20 protein-coding genes are annotated in these 14,626 nt (G+C 54.5%); 4 read left to right on the top strand and 16 right to left on the bottom strand.

Annotation, left to right across the window (positions count from 1 at the left end; all coding sequences use genetic code 11):
* Together mtrG and mtrH are read left to right on the top strand one after the other, a co-directional pair.
* On the top strand, nt 1–385 hold a 385-nt coding region (gene mtrG, locus LUQ43_RS12745), incomplete at its 5' end, for a tetrahydromethanopterin S-methyltransferase subunit MtrG (RefSeq protein WP_299968346.1).
* Between the two features lie 17 nt (nt 386–402).
* A complete protein-coding gene (mtrH, locus tag LUQ43_RS12740; RefSeq protein ID WP_299968344.1) occupies nt 403–1,440 on the top strand; it encodes a tetrahydromethanopterin S-methyltransferase subunit H in 1,038 nt (345 codons plus the stop codon).
* A 437-nt stretch (nt 1,441–1,877) separates the two neighbouring features.
* Here mtrH and LUQ43_RS12735 read toward each other — a convergent pair whose 3' ends face one another.
* From LUQ43_RS12735 to LUQ43_RS12720, 4 genes are all read right to left on the bottom strand, one after another.
* Nucleotides 1,878–2,504, bottom strand: a complete 627-nt coding sequence (locus tag LUQ43_RS12735; RefSeq protein WP_299968342.1) for a tetratricopeptide repeat protein — start codon at nt 2,502–2,504, stop codon at nt 1,878–1,880.
* Nucleotides 2,505–2,638: 134 nt separating this feature from the next.
* Nucleotides 2,639–3,331: a hypothetical protein gene (locus LUQ43_RS12730; RefSeq protein ID WP_299968340.1), complete on the bottom strand. Its 693-nt coding sequence runs from the start codon at nt 3,329–3,331 to the stop codon at nt 2,639–2,641.
* 135 nt (nt 3,332–3,466) lie between these two features.
* On the bottom strand, nt 3,467–3,922 hold the full coding sequence (locus LUQ43_RS12725) for a hypothetical protein (RefSeq protein ID WP_299968338.1): 456 nt from the start codon (nt 3,920–3,922) through the stop codon (nt 3,467–3,469).
* A 172-nt stretch (nt 3,923–4,094) separates the two neighbouring features.
* A complete protein-coding gene (locus LUQ43_RS12720) occupies nt 4,095–4,700 on the bottom strand; it encodes a rubredoxin (RefSeq protein ID WP_299968335.1) in 606 nt (201 codons plus the stop codon).
* Nucleotides 4,701–4,900: 200 nt separating this feature from the next.
* Here LUQ43_RS12720 and LUQ43_RS12715 point away from each other — a divergent pair, with 200 nt between their 5' ends.
* Both LUQ43_RS12715 and LUQ43_RS12710 read left to right on the top strand, forming a co-directional pair.
* A complete protein-coding gene (locus tag LUQ43_RS12715; protein WP_299968333.1) occupies nt 4,901–6,064 on the top strand; it encodes an APC family permease in 1,164 nt (387 codons plus the stop codon).
* Between the two features lie 73 nt (nt 6,065–6,137).
* Nucleotides 6,138–6,728, top strand: coding sequence for a MarC family protein (locus LUQ43_RS12710; RefSeq protein WP_299968331.1), 591 nt, complete (start codon nt 6,138–6,140; stop codon nt 6,726–6,728).
* Nucleotides 6,729–6,755: 27 nt separating this feature from the next.
* Here LUQ43_RS12710 and LUQ43_RS12705 read toward each other — a convergent pair whose 3' ends face one another.
* The 12 genes from LUQ43_RS12705 to LUQ43_RS12650 form a co-directional block, all read right to left on the bottom strand.
* Nucleotides 6,756–7,649, bottom strand: coding sequence for a phosphatidylglycerol lysyltransferase domain-containing protein (locus LUQ43_RS12705; protein WP_299968329.1), 894 nt, complete (start codon nt 7,647–7,649; stop codon nt 6,756–6,758).
* Nucleotides 7,649–8,080: a GNAT family N-acetyltransferase gene (locus LUQ43_RS12700; protein ID WP_363318523.1), complete on the bottom strand. Its 432-nt coding sequence runs from the start codon at nt 8,078–8,080 to the stop codon at nt 7,649–7,651. Before LUQ43_RS12700 ends, LUQ43_RS12705 begins: the two co-directional genes overlap by 1 nt.
* 123 nt (nt 8,081–8,203) lie before the next feature.
* A complete protein-coding gene (gene cmk, locus LUQ43_RS12695; RefSeq protein ID WP_299968325.1) occupies nt 8,204–8,749 on the bottom strand; it encodes a (d)CMP kinase in 546 nt (181 codons plus the stop codon).
* Nucleotides 8,749–9,360 (bottom strand): EMC3/TMCO1 family protein, encoded by a 612-nt coding sequence (locus LUQ43_RS12690; protein ID WP_299968323.1) that lies wholly within the window; start codon nt 9,358–9,360, stop codon nt 8,749–8,751. Before LUQ43_RS12690 ends, cmk begins: the two co-directional genes overlap by 1 nt.
* A 4-nt stretch (nt 9,361–9,364) precedes the next feature.
* Nucleotides 9,365–9,937, bottom strand: a complete 573-nt coding sequence (locus LUQ43_RS12685) for an adenylate kinase (RefSeq protein WP_299968321.1) — start codon at nt 9,935–9,937, stop codon at nt 9,365–9,367.
* A gap of 21 nt (nt 9,938–9,958) precedes the next feature.
* A complete protein-coding gene (secY, locus tag LUQ43_RS12680; RefSeq protein ID WP_299968319.1) occupies nt 9,959–11,392 on the bottom strand; it encodes a preprotein translocase subunit SecY in 1,434 nt (477 codons plus the stop codon).
* A gap of 27 nt (nt 11,393–11,419) precedes the next feature.
* On the bottom strand, nt 11,420–11,848 hold the full coding sequence (locus tag LUQ43_RS12675) for an uL15m family ribosomal protein (RefSeq protein WP_299968317.1): 429 nt from the start codon (nt 11,846–11,848) through the stop codon (nt 11,420–11,422).
* Between the two features lie 5 nt (nt 11,849–11,853).
* Nucleotides 11,854–12,315 (bottom strand): 50S ribosomal protein L30, encoded by a 462-nt coding sequence (locus tag LUQ43_RS12670; RefSeq protein ID WP_299968315.1) that lies wholly within the window; start codon nt 12,313–12,315, stop codon nt 11,854–11,856.
* The gene (locus LUQ43_RS12665) at nt 12,316–12,933 is read right to left on the bottom strand and encodes a 30S ribosomal protein S5 (protein WP_299968314.1); all 618 of its coding nucleotides are present in this window, start codon (nt 12,931–12,933) and stop codon (nt 12,316–12,318) included.
* Nucleotide 12,934: 1 nt separating this feature from the next.
* Entirely contained in the window at nt 12,935–13,459 is a 525-nt protein-coding gene (locus tag LUQ43_RS12660; protein WP_299968312.1) for a 50S ribosomal protein L18, read from the bottom strand.
* 1 nt (nt 13,460) lies between these two features.
* Nucleotides 13,461–13,913: a 50S ribosomal protein L19e gene (locus tag LUQ43_RS12655; protein WP_299968310.1), complete on the bottom strand. Its 453-nt coding sequence runs from the start codon at nt 13,911–13,913 to the stop codon at nt 13,461–13,463.
* Nucleotides 13,906–14,610, bottom strand: coding sequence for a 50S ribosomal protein L32e (locus LUQ43_RS12650; RefSeq protein ID WP_299968308.1), 705 nt, complete (start codon nt 14,608–14,610; stop codon nt 13,906–13,908). Before LUQ43_RS12650 ends, LUQ43_RS12655 begins: the two co-directional genes overlap by 8 nt.
* Between the last annotated feature and the right edge of the window lie 16 nt (nt 14,611–14,626).

The following is a 14,626-nucleotide window of genomic DNA, read 5'->3' as shown; positions in this document are numbered from 1 at the left end:
CGACGCCAACATCAAGCGGTTCCAGGAACAGGTTGAGATCGTCAACATCATGGAAACCGAGGATGTCGGGGCCGTCAAGGCAAAGATCAACGAACTCAAGGCTAAAGACCCGGGTGCGTTCGCTTCCGAAGCCATGGTCGTTGAAGTCAAGGAAGCTGCCGGTGGGCAGGAAGTCGGCGCAGCAAGTGCCAACCCCCAGTTCCTCGAGATCGAGAAACGCCTGGACAAGATCGAGAAGAAGATCGAGTTCGTGGATGCGGAAGTTGCACAGCGTGTTGGACGAAAAATTGGTCGGGATATCGGCATTCTGTACGGCCTCGTAGCAGGAATTACCGTATTTGTGATGCTGTTGTTTTTGTACCAGAAATTAATGGCAATGGTATAACGGAGGTGTAATAGAACATGTTCAGATTCGAAAAAGAACAGAGCGTCTGGGACTTCAACGGCACCAAGATTGGTGGCCAGCCCGGCGAGTACCCGACAGTACTGGGTGCATCGATCTTCTACAACAAGCACGAGTGCGTGCTTGATGACAAGAAAGGCACGATCGACAAGGCAAAGGCAGAAGCCCTGTGGAACCGCTGTCAGGTCCTCTCGGACACGACCGGCATTCCGCACTTCATCCAGATCATCGCGGAATATGGCGAAGCATTCGAGAGCTACTTCAACTGGTTCGACTCGATCGACAACAAGACCGCGTTCCTGATGGACTCATCAGTGCCCACGGCACTTGCCCACGCATGCAAGTATGTGACCGAAGTCGGTCTCGCAAAGCGTGCGATCTACAACTCGATCAACGGTTCAATCTCTCCCGAGAGCATTGAAGCCCTGAAGAACAGCGACGTCGATGCAGCCGTCGTCCTCGCCTTCAACCCGGCAGACCCGTCAGTTGCAGGAAGAGAGAAGGTGCTCGTAGAAGGCGGCGTTGCAGGTCAGACCAAGGGTATGCTCGAGATCGCAGAGTACTGCGGTATCAAGCGCCCGATTCTCGACACTGCAGCAACCCCCCTCGGCCTCGGAAGCGGCGGCTCGTACCGTGAGATCCTTGCCTGCAAGGCAATCCACGGCTACCCGACCGGTGGTGCATACCACAACATGACCGTCTCCTGGACCTGGCTCAAGCGCTGGAAGGGTACCTCAAAGACCCCCTCAGTACTCGCAGCCGGATACGAGGGCAAGGATGTCCTCCTCAAGCAGATGTCCCACCACTACCTCGGCGGTATTGAGGGCATAAAGCAGGCCGCATGGTCAGCACCCGATATCGGCTGCAACATGATTGCATCCACCCTCGGTGCCGACCTCATTATGTACGGACCTATCGAGAACGTAGAAGCAATGATCACTGCACAGGCCTACACGGATATCACCGTCCTCGAGGCAACCCGCCAGCTCGGGATCGAGTGCAAATCAGAAAGCCACCCAATCTTCAAACTCATCTAATTTTTTTTGTTCTTCGCAATACGGAGTTCATGTTCCGGAAGAATCCATCGGGTTTCTTCGGGTTCTTACAAATTGAGCGATGCTCAACTTCCTGATGACACGCAATTTTTCATCGATACCTGCGGGATTTTGGATTCCCGAATGGAAGTCTGAAGACTTTTTCTGCGTAAAAAAATCCTGAATGATATTTCCTGCCTGGCGGAGATCGATGCGTTTAGAAAACAAAATGGTCCCCAGGCAGGGGGGGTCTGCACACAATAAAAACAAACGGGTGGGGGGGTATGGGGGAGACCCCCCCTTGCTGCACACAACCAATCCTTCTGATTATGGTATACGATTGTCCTGACGTACACCAGTGTGACTATTTGCCTCCTGTCAAAGGATGACAACAAGGACCTGAAAAAAGGCTGAACGAAAAAATCAGGAAATAATCCGGATCACTTCTTCCCAGTACCCTGGGGGTAGTTGACGATCCGGATTGCATCGTCTGCTTCCTTCGAGCGCCCGAGGTTGCGGAGGGCAATCGCTTTGTTGTACCAGACAAAGGAGTTGATTGGGTTGAGCTCGATCGCCTTCTCGAAGACTGCCAGCGCTTCCTCGTTCCTGCCGAGTTCCCGGAGGGCAATCCCCTTGGAGGTCATTGCACGGATATTCTTGGGGCTTGCCTCAAGGATCGTATCGAAACAGGCTATTGCCTCGGCATATCTTCCCAGTTCATTCAGGGAATATCCCTTGTTGGCCATGGCAAACGTATATTCCGGGTCGATCGCCAAGGCGTGCTCAAAGCAGACGATTGCTTCATTGTGCCGACGGATCTTACGGAGCGTGTAGCCTTTCTCGAACCAGGCCGTGATCAGGTTCGGGTTGATGGTGATGGCCTTGTCATAGCAGGCAAGGGCATCCTCGTGCCTGCCGAGATAATAGTAGATCTTACCTTTATGCTCGAGTGCAACCGTGTTGTTCCCGTTGATCTCCAGGACCTGGTCATACAGGGAGATCGCCTCGTCATACCGCCCCACCTTCATCAGGTGGTGCGCTTTGTCAAGCAGTGCCGGTACGTCCATACCTCTCATATTACCATGCACATCAGGGTTGATAATACCTTGCTGTTTTCCCCAGGTACGATATACGTCGCAGACACACGATACGATAGACGGGATTTCGGACTAAAATAAAAAAAGGAGGAGGATTTATCGGATTACCTGCCACGCCGGAGAATACAGAAACTACCGGCAATAGCGGTTGCCAGGAGGGCAGCAAACGGTAACAGCGGTGATTTCTTTGCGGGGGTAGGTGAAGGCGTTGGAACCTCGGTTTTAATGGTCGTTTCTGTTACGATGGTTGTCGGGGGGCTGGTTGGCGGGGTTGTGACCGTGGTTACGGTCGTGACGGGGTCGTCAGCCGCCAGGTTGAGGGTATATTTCGTCCCTACGCTGACCCGGTCTTTTGCCAGCATGCCATCCTTGAGATAGACGCTCAGGGTCTGGTAACTGTGGCCGTCAAGATTGGATTTGTCCACCGGGGCGTTCACGGCATAGACCGTATAGGTTCCGGGATCGATCTGGTCATCGAGCCTCATCGTGTCCCATTTGTAGGACCAGGTCTGGTCACTGTTCACGCCGATAGTCGTGAAGTCGCCATTCGCGGCCAGTTGTGATGTATCGGTCAGGGTTACGCCATTCTCCGGGAGCCCGGGGCCGGTCATAAAGAGGTAGATTGTATCGCTGTTATAGGAAACACCGTTCAGGGCGATCGTCTCACCAAGATATCCTTCGTAATCTTTACTGTAACCATACCCCGATACGGCTGCAACCAGCAGGACCGTGGAGAGGCAGGCAAGGAGAAGCAGTGAACGGAACCGGTGTTCCGGTCCGGGAAATCGAGATGCCATAGGTATCACTCAGTATAAAATAAACCGCCGGCAGGTTTATAGATTTGGAAACGCGATGCCGGTTTCTTTCGGAGTATGACGCGGCAAGGAAGAGGGATAACGAGGGATAAACACTGAAAAAACGTGGATTTTAAGTTAGTACAGGCGGTAGATAAAGAAGCCGTCCTGGATATGTTCGGTCTGGTCGTAATCGGCAAGGAGATTCTTGCGGTTGCCATACGAGAGCATCTTCTCTTTGAGGAGTTCCATGCCGGTGGTGTTGTAGAGCAGGGCTTTGAGTTCCTCATTCACGCGCCGGATCTCCTTTGTCTTCATCTTACCAATGACATCCGATGGATAGGCATCAATGTCAAAATAGGCAAAGAGGGTTTCCAGGCAGATCAGCCAGAGCTTCTCGGAGACCGCATGTTCCGCTGCAATGGTTGCTTCGGAGTCAGTAAGGACAAGATATGCCTCATCGTTCCCATGGAAAAACGCCCGGAAACTGTACAGGGTTCCCTTTGATTCCCGCAGCATCTCCGCATCAATATGGAGAAATACTGCCAGGGCCTGCCGCTTTTGGTCGAAGATGGGATCCTGTAGGCTTTGCATCCGGCTGCCCCCGGTTTTCCGGCGGTATAATCGTGGTTACCATGAAGGATGGATGTATAAGATTATAAGATCGCGCGTTTTTTATAAGATCCGTCCGGTAAATGCGACCGGGTGACCAATGGCGTGCCTCAATGCCAGTCCGGGAGAAAAAAGGGGGATTACAGGCAGGGTATCAGATATTGAGCGGTTCAAATCCCTGCTTGGTGACCTTCCCAAACCGTACGCTGATCGTGGGATCGAGCGCACAGACCGGGCAGACATAATCATCCGGTAAGTCCTCGAATTTTGTCCCGGGTTTGATTCCCCGGTGGGGCTCCCCGCGCTTCTCATCATACACGTAGTTGCAGATGGAACAGAGGTACCGGGTTGGCCGCCATTCGTCAAAACCCCATTTTCCGATCCTGCCCTTGCCCCGCTGGCCGCAGACCGGGCAGACATAATCATCCGGCAGGTCCTCGAATGCCGTACCTGCCGGAATCCCATTGTGCGGTTCCCCGCGGAGCGGTGAATAGACATACCCGCAGAGGATGCAGCGGTACCGTGTCATGTCCTTTGAAGCTTTCTTTACTGCCGGCTTTTTCGTGGCCTTGCCCGCCGTGGCTTTGACCGGTTTCTTCATTATGGTTTTCTTCTTTTCTGGAACCACGGATTTTTTTACCGGGCTCCGGCCTGCCGGAATCGCTTTTTTCTTTACTGCGGCAGGGGCTTTTCCTGCTGTAACAGGCTTTCCTGCGGTCTTCCTACCGCCTTTTTTTGCGGATGATACTACCGTCGCCATGATTCATTCACCATGCGGACTTTCCCGCAGATGACAGGAAAGAATCCGCGTTACTGGAACATGGCGGGTCGGGGTATTATATATTATGGATAATGCAAACGGGAAGACCTGAAACCGAGGCTCATATGCGGATGTACCTTCCCGTTGATTGATATACCGAGACAGGAAAAGAACAAAACAAGGACCGATCAGGAGCAGGTGTGACAGAGAACAGGGCGTACAAACGCTCACTGGGATTATGGGAGCTCGTCAGCCTCGGAGTAGGGGGGACTATCGGATCCGGTATCTTTGTTGTTCCGGGGCTGGCGGCGGGGCTTACGGGACCCTGGTCCCTGCTTGCATGGGTGATCGTAGCCATCTCGGCATCCTGTGTCCTCCTCTCGTTGTCATCCATCTCTCACAGGTTTGCTTCGGAAGGAAGCTTTTTTTCCCTGTTTGAATCCGTCTTTGGGGCAAGGATCGCAGTGCCACTTATCATCCTGTACCTCATCTCATCGGTATTCGGCGTCGCCACTATTGCAGCCGGTATCGGGCAATACATCTCGTTTTTCACGTACTCCCCGATCCTGATAGTTGAAATTGCCCTCATTGTTGTGTTCTGTATCATCAACATCGTCGGGATCTCATTTTCCGGCATGACTGAAAATCTCCTGACCCTGATCAAGATCATTCCCCTTGTGGTGATCACACTCCTGCTCATCCCGTTCATCCGGCCGGTAAATTTCATTCCCGACATACCCCTGACAGCCACCGGCCTGCTGGCAACGATCATCATCGTATACTGGCCGTTTACAGGTTTTGAGATCAGCGCTATTCCCGTTGAGGAGACAAAGGACCCATCCCTTATCAGGACCTCGCTTCTCCTCGTTATGGGTATCGTCGTCTCTCTCTACCTTGTCCTCAATATCGCATTGATCGGGAGTATGGGGGCCGCATCCCTTGCAGCATCACCGGCACCCGTTGCAGCCGCCGCTGGGATTCTCTTCACACAGTCAGGTACCCTTGTTGCATGCATCGGGATTGTGGCAATGCTTTCCGCACTGAACGCGTATATTGTCGGTACGTCCCGGGTACTCTATTCGCTCTCAGGAAGGTTGTCCATACCCGGACTCAGGGATCTGACCCATCGTGGCACTCCTGCGTATGCCCTGGCAGCCGGATGCGCTGCCAGTGCCGCACTCCTGCTCTTCTCCAACCGGTTCGCGGAACTTGCCACCATCTCCGTCATCACTACGCTCATCCCCTACATCTTCTTCTGCGGTGCCTCATGGATCCTTGTTACAAACGTACAATCGCGGCTGGTTTCAGCTGCCGGTGCGATTTCAACAGCAGCAATCCTGGCCATCTACGTGATCCTGTACTAGTGTTAAGCTCCGTAAGTGGTCGTGAGCCTGTGATTTTATTCCTTAAAACCACATACACCTGATCAGAACCACCATGGATCTCATACCCGGCATCATCTACTCGTTTGCGACCCTGTTCGTCATCCTCGATCCTCTCCTGTCTGTGCCGATCTTCGCGGCAATGACCAAGGGGCAGGCACCGGCAGAGATCCATAAGCAGGCATTCATTGCCGTGGCGGTGGCTGGCAGCCTGATGTACCTGTTCCTGGTCTTCAACAAGATGATCTTCGATATCCTTGGGCTCAGCATCCCCAGTTTCCAGATCGCCGGCGGCGTCCTGCTGTTCCTTCTCGGGATTCAGGAGGCGCTGGGCATTGAACTTGGCCATTCCAAGGGTCCCGCCAAGAGCGCTGCCGGGGTGGTGATCGGGACACCCCTTCTCTGCGGGCCGGGTGCCATCACCACCGTGATGCTCCTCTCAAAGGATTACGGGCTCCTCATCCCGTTTGTCGCCATCACCCTCTCGCTTCTTGCCACCTGGGTCATCCTCTACTATTCAGAACTCATCCAGCGCATCCTCGGGGAAGTGGTCACCGACATCATGGGTAAAGTGCTCGGGATGCTCCTTGCCGCAATTGCGGTCAACCTCATGGTATCCGGCATACTGGCGCTGGCAATTGCATAATCCATTTTTTTGTATCAGGTCCGCGATTCACGAGTCCCGCTTCATGGCGTAGACTTCCACCATATGATGCGGATGGTACCGTAACTTCGCCTCACGGAGCCCGGCAACGCCGAGATCGCTCTCGCGGTTGATATACGTGAAATTCTTTGCAAGGCGCAGTGCCGCCTCATTGTTGATGGCCTTGTAGATCCCCTCGCAGTCGGGCAGGCCTTTCTCAAAATGCAGGAGGGCCGTATCATTGGTCATCGGTTCATACAGGGAGATGGCCCCTACCTTGGAGAAGACCCGGATGACAATCCCGCGGAGCGGGAGTTCGTTGAAATGGTCGATGGCAAAGAAGACCGCTTCCTTCTCATGGGCAAGGACAGGGTCGCCTTCGCACCCTTTCCATTCACACCACTCGATGAGGAATCGTTTCACTTCCTCCCAGTTCTCCCGTGAGATCGGTTCGACAACATTGTTACAGTTTTTCCGGAACTTATTGAGCTGGCGACGGATCGTAAGGTAATTCTTCCCGGGGAGTTCGGCAAGGTCAGCGGACCGGTACACGTATTCGAAGTGGTTGCGGTCAGAGACAAGGTTGATGCCCGGACAGATCTCCCGCATCCATATGGCGGTCTCCGGATCGATGAGAACGATCGGTTCATTATCGCTGATGTCCGATGCCATCCGGATAAGGGAGCGGAGCAGGGCCGGGTTACGGGGACCGATGGGGGGACGGAACCGGGTCACGTTGTCGATGGTGCTGGCGATAATGACGTTCTTCTCCACGTATGCGTAGGTATACTCGGCATAATGGTTCCAGCAGACCATGTTCGTGAATGTATTGTCGGAGTGGGTCTGCGGGTAAAGCGCGTAATGTTTCTCGAAAAATGCCCGGTCTGCCAGGGTCACGGGCCGGAAATCTTCCTGCTTAAGCATCAGCAGTCCCCCGTCCAGAGCAGCGGTACGTATCCCTGCATGGGTTTGAACCCCTGCGGAAAGTAAAAGGATTCAGTACCCGGTTCGGCAATGAGGCTAACCCACGTGATACCGGCATCAGTACACTTCCTGAGCAGCGCAGCAACGATCTCTTTTCCGATCCCCTGCTTCCGGAACTCCGGGAGCACCACAAGATCCTGGATATACCCATCGGAGATGCCATCGGAGAGGACACGCCCCATACCAACAGCCCTTCCCGTCCCGGTATCAATTGCAACGGCAAACGCGAAGCTTCCCCGTATCAGGGCGGGAATCGATGCTGGATCATACTCGTCCTTCCACCACCCTCCCGCACGATAGAGATACACGATCTCCCCTTCATCCCATGCATCCACGAGCCGGATGACTACGTTGCTCTCCACGCCAGTCACATCTTCCAATAATGGTAACGGGGTTCAACCCAAAAAAAGCTCTGTATGTACCATACTCACGCCGCAGGCGGGTATGCAAAAACCAGAGAACAGAACCTGAACGTGATCGATTACAATGATCGATTACTGAGTATCCTGGTGCGTCTTGATCCGTGAGATGGACGTGTCGATGATGGCGCCCAGTCCTTCAACATCCCAGTGCATTGAGTTCAGGATGATGTGGTAGATCGAGAGATCCGCAATGTTGATGTCATAATACGAGTTGTACCGGTCCGCTTCGCACTGCTCGCGCTCAAGCGTCAGGTTCATGGCAGTCTCCTCATCGGCTACCTGGTCGCGGAAGGCGATACGTTTGATACGGCATCCGATAGGGGCGTACAGCCAGATTTTGAGATCGGCATTGTCCACCATCCAGCCGGAGAGCCTGCCTTCCACAATGATATCATCCCGCTCCTGAGCAATCTCCTTCTGGCGGGCATCAATCATCTTATCATACGTGGGATCGTTCCGTGCGAGATCGCCGAACCGGGCCAGTTCCATGTTGTGTTCTTTTGCCAGCTGGCGAAAGACCTCGCCGGCAGAGATCATGGTGAACCCGTGGTGCTCTGCAAGGTACCGTGAGAGTGATGTTGTCCCGCTCCCGGGCAACCCGCTCACGGTGATCCGCATCAGACGCCCCCGATGTTCAGGGCCTTTCTGATCACCTGGCTCAGGGTAATTGAGCACATCATGTACCAGAAGATCCAGGCCGGGATGATCCAGATAACGGCGTCACTCAGGCTATGGGTGCCCAGATAGGGCATCGTGATGGCGGTTGTTGTCTGGGCCAGCCGGTACAGGAGCCAGAAGAAGATAGGGACAGAAAGAACCAGGATATAGGTCATGGGCTTGAACTGCTGTTGGGACAGTTCCAGCTGCTCCTTCATTACCCGGTCTTTCTTTGCATCCAGTTTCTTGATCTTCTTCTCGTCCTGAGAGAGCTGCGCTTCGCGGTACTCTTTCTGGAACTCCTTCATCCGCTCCTGCGAATCGGTCATCTTGTCATAGTCGATCGTGTATTTCTGCACGATCGATGAGTAGAGACCCGTCAGCGCTGAAAGGATGACAATCAGGATGTAAAACGGGATGCCGAAGGTTATGAGAAGCGGGGCAAATACCGCATCGATCGCTGACCCGACACCCTGCCGCAGCCAGTCAACGGTGTACGCCCACATCATGAGGAACATGAAGCCGAACGTAATCCAGAGGCTGTAATCGTTCCAGAACTTTTTGAAATCCATATATTCACCGGAGAACATCAGCCAGATCGGCCGTTGAACGATCAAGCAGGAAATCAGCGTTGGTAATCATTTTGATAGTGCAACCGGTCATCATCGCATATGCTGCGGCAATGGACCGGTTGAACTGCTGGTGTTCTGCAATTGAGCGGGATCCTTCCTTGTCGCGGGACCGCGTCTCATCCGAGAGCCGCCGCATAAGGATCTGGTCATCATCGGTTTCAACGAGCACTATGATATCCGGCATGATTGCACGGAGCACCCATTCAGGGAGTCCTGCGAGATAGCCTTTGGGGGTTTTCACCGAGGCATGGGTGTCGATTAAGACATTACCCGATATCTGCGCAATGGCCTGACCTGCCCGCTGCTGCAGCCGTTTCTGGACTGCCCGGTCGAGCGTGCGCATCTGGTCCCGGTCCCTGACGATATTATCCGCCTTGGCCACCTCGAACATAAACGTTCCGAAGTTGAGCGACTGGTACTCGATGCCCTCTTCCTTGAGTTTCTTCAGTGTCTCGTTGATAACCGTTGTCTTGCCGACACCCGGCACACCGGTGATGATGACCTTCTTTCCTTCCATCCTTGTCCCTTTCCTGTCAAATCACTCTTTTCCAAAGAATGTCCGCATGAACGGGTACATTTCCATGATCTGCTGGCTTGCGATCTCTTCGTAGAGACGATACGTGATACTCACGGTCAGCAACAGACCTGTCCCGCTCACCGACCCGATGACACCAAAGAGGTTTGCAATAACACTGAGCACACCAATGAAGACGCCACCGATGATGGTTACACGGGGGATGTACCGGTCAAGGTACTTCTCCAGTACCTGCGGGTTACGCCGGTAGCCTGGGATGGACATGCCAGACATCTGGATCTGGCGGGCGACATCTTTTGAGTCGAGGCCGGCCGTCTTGATCCAGAAGAGAGCGAAGATCGCACCTCCGACCACCATGAATGTGATATCTATCCCCATCCGTAATAGCACCTGCCATGCAGCATGCCCGAGATCGGTTGTCCACCACATCCAGTCCGTAGGTCCGTTAATCGGAGCAAGGTACCACATGACACCGTTCTGGGGTGTAGAACCACTGAACGTCCCGAAGATCGTGATCCCGACATTGGAAAGGAACATGCCAAGCATCTGGATGTTTGCCTGGAGCACACGCACCAGGATCATCGGCAGGACGCTGGCATAGATCAGTTTGACCGGGAAGCGCGCCCGTGCTCCGCGTATCTGGGCATGAGCAAGAGGGATCTCAATGCGGGTGGATTCAACATAGACAATGATCAGGAAGATCACGATGGTGGTGACGAATGCAAGGAGGTCAGAACCAAAGTATGCCAGATAATTCCCGCCATCGAGACCGATAGCGACAAGACGCGGGAAGAAACCGACGGGATACTGATCCTTGACACTGGCCCAGCTGATGAACCCGTTCACGAGTGCCTGGGATATACCGGCAATAATGAACAGTCCGACACCGGAACCGATACCCCATTTTGTCACAACTTCATCCATGAAGAAGATGAGGACGCCACCGATACAGATCTGGAGGAAGATCAGGAGGGATACTGCGAAAAGGTTGCCACCAAAGAACTGGGTTGCAATGACCGAATCGGGCTGCATGAACCCGCCAACGATGTTCGGGGCGGCTTCAATAATGATCATGACAAAGATGAGCAGCTTCTGCAGGCCCATGTACATGACCTGCCCGCGCGTTTCGCTCGTGTCGATACGCAGGATGTCTGCACCTTTTAAGAGCTGGAGCACGATGGATGCCGTGACGATCGGTCCGATACCAAGATGGACGATCGATCCGCTTGCCCCGGCAAGGAGTGCACGGTAGGCAGCGAGGATATCCGCGCTGTCAGGTGCCAGTCCGAATACCGGAATATTCGTCAGGACAAAATACAGAATAAGAATTCCAACAGTCCAAATCAACTTATTTTTGAAATGGACGTGGCCCTCCGGGCTCTTGACTGCGGGCATCGCAGCGAGCAGGGGTTCCATTCGATCCAGCAGGTCTCCCATTGTTTCACCCAAAAAATGTGGTTGTCGTTAGACAACCTGGGCCATTCCGCCCATTTTCTCGATCTTCGCCTTCGCAGATTCTGAGAAGGACTGTGCGGAGATGTTGATCTTACGGGTGACCTTGCCGGTGCCAAGAACCTTATCGATTCCCATGTCAGCGGTGTTGATCACAATCGCATCCCCTTCTTTCTTCGCAATACCCTGTGCGAGGAGCGAGGGCACGATCTGGTCCAGAACACCGACATCGATGGTTGTTACATCGACTGCGATCTGGTTACAGAATCCGTCCTTGCCGAATACCCGTCCGCCCATCTCCTTGTACCACTTGACAAAGTGGTGAGCGTTGATGCCGGCTCGTCCCCTGCCACCACGGTTTCCTGCACCGCGCCGGTTCTTGTGGGTACCGCCGCCGCATGTCCGCGATCCGCGGTATTTTGAACGCTTGTTGGTTGGCATCCGAATCACCTCATTTTGATGAGGAGAGTATTGATCTCCTGACCATAATAGCCAAGCGCTCCACCCTGGGGGAACGTCCGCTTGGTGGTCTTATATCCCTTGCGCGGGGGGTGAAGGCGCAGCACAGGCTTGAGGCCCGGCATGTCGCGCAGCTTCGTCTCTCCGCTGGCAAGTGCCTTTGCAAAGTCTACAATGCCGCTGTAGGTCGAGTTGGACTTGATGTACTCGTCCGTGAGCGGGGCATCGCCGATAACCCTGCCGCGGGTTTGCAGGAGGGTCTCGACGGTTGCTGCATCCACTTCACCAAATGCCACGTAGTCCTTGACTTTCCGGATCATACCGAGATTCTCGGGAGTGTCCTGGATGAACACACAGTGGTTGATATGGTGCAGGCGCAGCATCTTCAACGTGTCCTTGATATCCTGGCGGGTCTTCACCACGCCGCGGACCTGAACGACCGCGTACATTTACTGCGACCCCCCAGTCCGGATCATATTGGTTGCTTTGAGCGCATTGAAGGTCGCCTTTGCGAAGTTGATGGTGGTGCGGGTCTGTCCGCGTGCAAAGGTCCAGGCATCCTTGATGCCGGCGAGCTCGAGCACTTTCTTGCTGATGTCACCGGTAACAAGCCCGGTACCCTGCGGTGCCGGCTTGAGAGTGACCTTGACGCTGCCGGCCACGCCGGTAACCTGCATCGGGATCGAATGCGTGACATTGCATCCGCATTCCCAGCTGCCACAGCCACGGCGGACCTTGATAAGATTCATCTTCGCCTTGACGATTGCTTTCTTGATTGCATCGCCGACCTGTACATCTTTACCCTGGCCAAATCCGATGTACCCGTTGCGGTTGCCGACAATGACAACTGCACGGAACTGGACACGGCGGCCCGAGTCGGTCATGCGCTGCATCATGGCGATATCGAGGACCTGATCCTCAAGGTCGGGGAGGAACGCATCAACGATCTGCGGTTCCTTGATCGGCCTGCCGCTCTCGAGAACCTGATCAATGCTCTTGATCTCGCCTGCGGCAACGAGCTTGCCAAGACCGGTGACCGGCTGCCATTCTTCTCGTTCGTATGCCATGTTACGCCATCTCCTTCTTTATGGCTGCTGCCACCTGTTCAACCATCTTGACAAGATCGCCGGCATTCTTGTTGTATGCCGCGATATGAGCGCCCTTGAGACGCTCTTCGGACGGGAGGATTTCCTCACCGTAGGGGATATCAAGACCTGCATCCACTGCACCCTTGAGTGCAGCGAACACACGGGCTCCCGGTGTTGCACGGTTGAGCCCGATGTCAAGGACCGCGCTGTCCTGCTCGGCCTTCTTTGCCTTGACGGCAAAGAGCATGCCCGTGAGGTATGCTGCCGGGGTGTTGGATGTCGATCCCTTGTATCCGTATTTCTCCAGCTCGGCAGAGTTTGCTGCTACGAGGGTACGGTCGCCGTCCATCTCAGCCGTAACGAGCTGCACAATGATGTGCCGGTTTGTCTTGCGCACGACCATCCTGGGTACGTCTGCAACAACAAGCCTCGTCCGCTGGTAGTAATCGGTTTTGCCTTCCCTCCGTCTCCGGAAGGGGACAAAATACCGTGATCCTGTTGCCATGTTACTTCATCCTCCCTAAGAGGATCTCCATCTGCGCCTTCATGTGCGCGACGCTCCTGAACTGACCGCCTGCCGCTTTCCTGTAGATGATGCGGTACATATGCCGGTCAATGGTGCCGGCATCGCGGAGTTCAACGAGCACTTTCCTGATCGCACGGATCTTCTGGACCCATGCGGTCTTGCTGGGGTTTCTGGCTCCCGCCGCACCCTTTCTCTTGCCTGGACCCTTCCGGTGCCCGTAGGACCGCTGAGCGATCCGTGCGCGTGCCCGGCCGCGGCTGACGCCTTTTTTCTGGCGGGCCTTGATGACGCCCTCGGTGATGAGTCCCCTGAGGTCCTCACGCGAAATTGCGTTCTCGATGTCCGAGATGCGCTCCGGATTAAACCAGACACGGTTGATACCGCATTTCAGGATTGCTGCTGCAATGCGTTTCTGGCTGGCAACGTCACTCATTCTTCTTCACCCCGGACTTGGCGGTCTTTTTTGCTGCGGGTTTCTCTGCAGGCTTCTTCTCTTCGGCCTTGGGCTTGGCGGCTGCTTTCTTTGCCGGCGCCTTCTTCTCTTCCGGCTTGGACGCTGGCTTCTTCTCTTCGGCCTTTGGCTTGGCGGCTGCCTTCTTTGCCGGGGCCTTCTTCTCTTCCGGCTTGGACGCTGGCTTCTCCTTCTTTGCGTCCTTCTTGGCAGGTGCTGCCTTGGACTTTGCAGATTTCACTGCGGGCTTCTTTTCGTCGGCCTTGGTTTCTTTCTTGGCCGGTGCCTTCTTTTCCTTGGCCTTCACGGTGCGGGCATTGAGTACCTTAAGACCGGCTGCAAGTGCTGCATCCTGGAGCGCGACACGCTTACGGTCGCCAACAGTTGCGGAAATCCTGACTGCCTGGGTCTTGGGGTCCAGTCCCTCGAGTTCCTTTGTCGATGAAACGAGGACTTCGAAGAACCCGCTCGGGTGCATGCCACGGACGGCAATAGGGCTGCCATATCCCGGCTTGGGGAGTGCTCCCTTTGCCTTCTTCTGCTCCCTCTGCTTGTTGTGCTGACCGCGGGGCTTTCTCCAGGAATCGGAGAGCTGGCGTTTCTTGCCATATCCGTCGCGCTTGAAGCTTGCGCCCTTATCAACGCGCACCTGGATTAATCGCTTGACTTCTGTTGTCATTGACTTCATCCCCTCT

Source organism: Methanoregula sp. (genome assembly GCF_028679125.1).
Taxonomy (GTDB): domain Archaea; phylum Halobacteriota; class Methanomicrobia; order Methanomicrobiales; family Methanospirillaceae; genus Methanoregula.
Note: the sequence above shows the minus strand (reverse complement) of the source record. Positions and strands in the feature narration are given on the sequence as shown.

Bases quoted from the DNA above. Each gene is read 5' to 3' on its own strand.
- mtrH (WP_299968344.1), top strand. From the start codon at position 403: ATGTTCAGATTCGAAAAAGAACAGAGCGTCTGGGACTTCAACGGCACC.
- LUQ43_RS12735 (WP_299968342.1), bottom strand. From the start codon at position 2,504: ATGGACGTACCGGCACTGCTTGACAAAGCGCACCACCTGATGAAGGTG.
- LUQ43_RS12730 (WP_299968340.1), bottom strand. From the start codon at position 3,331: ATGGCATCTCGATTTCCCGGACCGGAACACCGGTTCCGTTCACTGCTT.
- LUQ43_RS12725 (WP_299968338.1), bottom strand. From the start codon at position 3,922: ATGCAAAGCCTACAGGATCCCATCTTCGACCAAAAGCGGCAGGCCCTG.
- LUQ43_RS12720 (WP_299968335.1), bottom strand. From the start codon at position 4,700: ATGGCGACGGTAGTATCATCCGCAAAAAAAGGCGGTAGGAAGACCGCA.
- LUQ43_RS12710 (WP_299968331.1), top strand. From the start codon at position 6,138: ATGGATCTCATACCCGGCATCATCTACTCGTTTGCGACCCTGTTCGTC.
- LUQ43_RS12705 (WP_299968329.1), bottom strand. From the start codon at position 7,649: ATGCTTAAGCAGGAAGATTTCCGGCCCGTGACCCTGGCAGACCGGGCA.
- cmk (WP_299968325.1), bottom strand. From the start codon at position 8,749: ATGCGGATCACCGTGAGCGGGTTGCCCGGGAGCGGGACAACATCACTC.
- LUQ43_RS12690 (WP_299968323.1), bottom strand. From the start codon at position 9,360: ATGGATTTCAAAAAGTTCTGGAACGATTACAGCCTCTGGATTACGTTC.
- LUQ43_RS12685 (WP_299968321.1), bottom strand. From the start codon at position 9,937: ATGGAAGGAAAGAAGGTCATCATCACCGGTGTGCCGGGTGTCGGCAAG.
- secY (WP_299968319.1), bottom strand. From the start codon at position 11,392: ATGGGAGACCTGCTGGATCGAATGGAACCCCTGCTCGCTGCGATGCCC.
- LUQ43_RS12675 (WP_299968317.1), bottom strand. From the start codon at position 11,848: ATGCCAACCAACAAGCGTTCAAAATACCGCGGATCGCGGACATGCGGC.
- LUQ43_RS12670 (WP_299968315.1), bottom strand. From the start codon at position 12,315: ATGTACGCGGTCGTTCAGGTCCGCGGCGTGGTGAAGACCCGCCAGGAT.
- LUQ43_RS12665 (WP_299968314.1), bottom strand. From the start codon at position 12,933: ATGGCATACGAACGAGAAGAATGGCAGCCGGTCACCGGTCTTGGCAAG.
- LUQ43_RS12660 (WP_299968312.1), bottom strand. From the start codon at position 13,459: ATGGCAACAGGATCACGGTATTTTGTCCCCTTCCGGAGACGGAGGGAA.
- LUQ43_RS12655 (WP_299968310.1), bottom strand. From the start codon at position 13,913: ATGAGTGACGTTGCCAGCCAGAAACGCATTGCAGCAGCAATCCTGAAA.
- LUQ43_RS12650 (WP_299968308.1), bottom strand. From the start codon at position 14,610: ATGACAACAGAAGTCAAGCGATTAATCCAGGTGCGCGTTGATAAGGGC.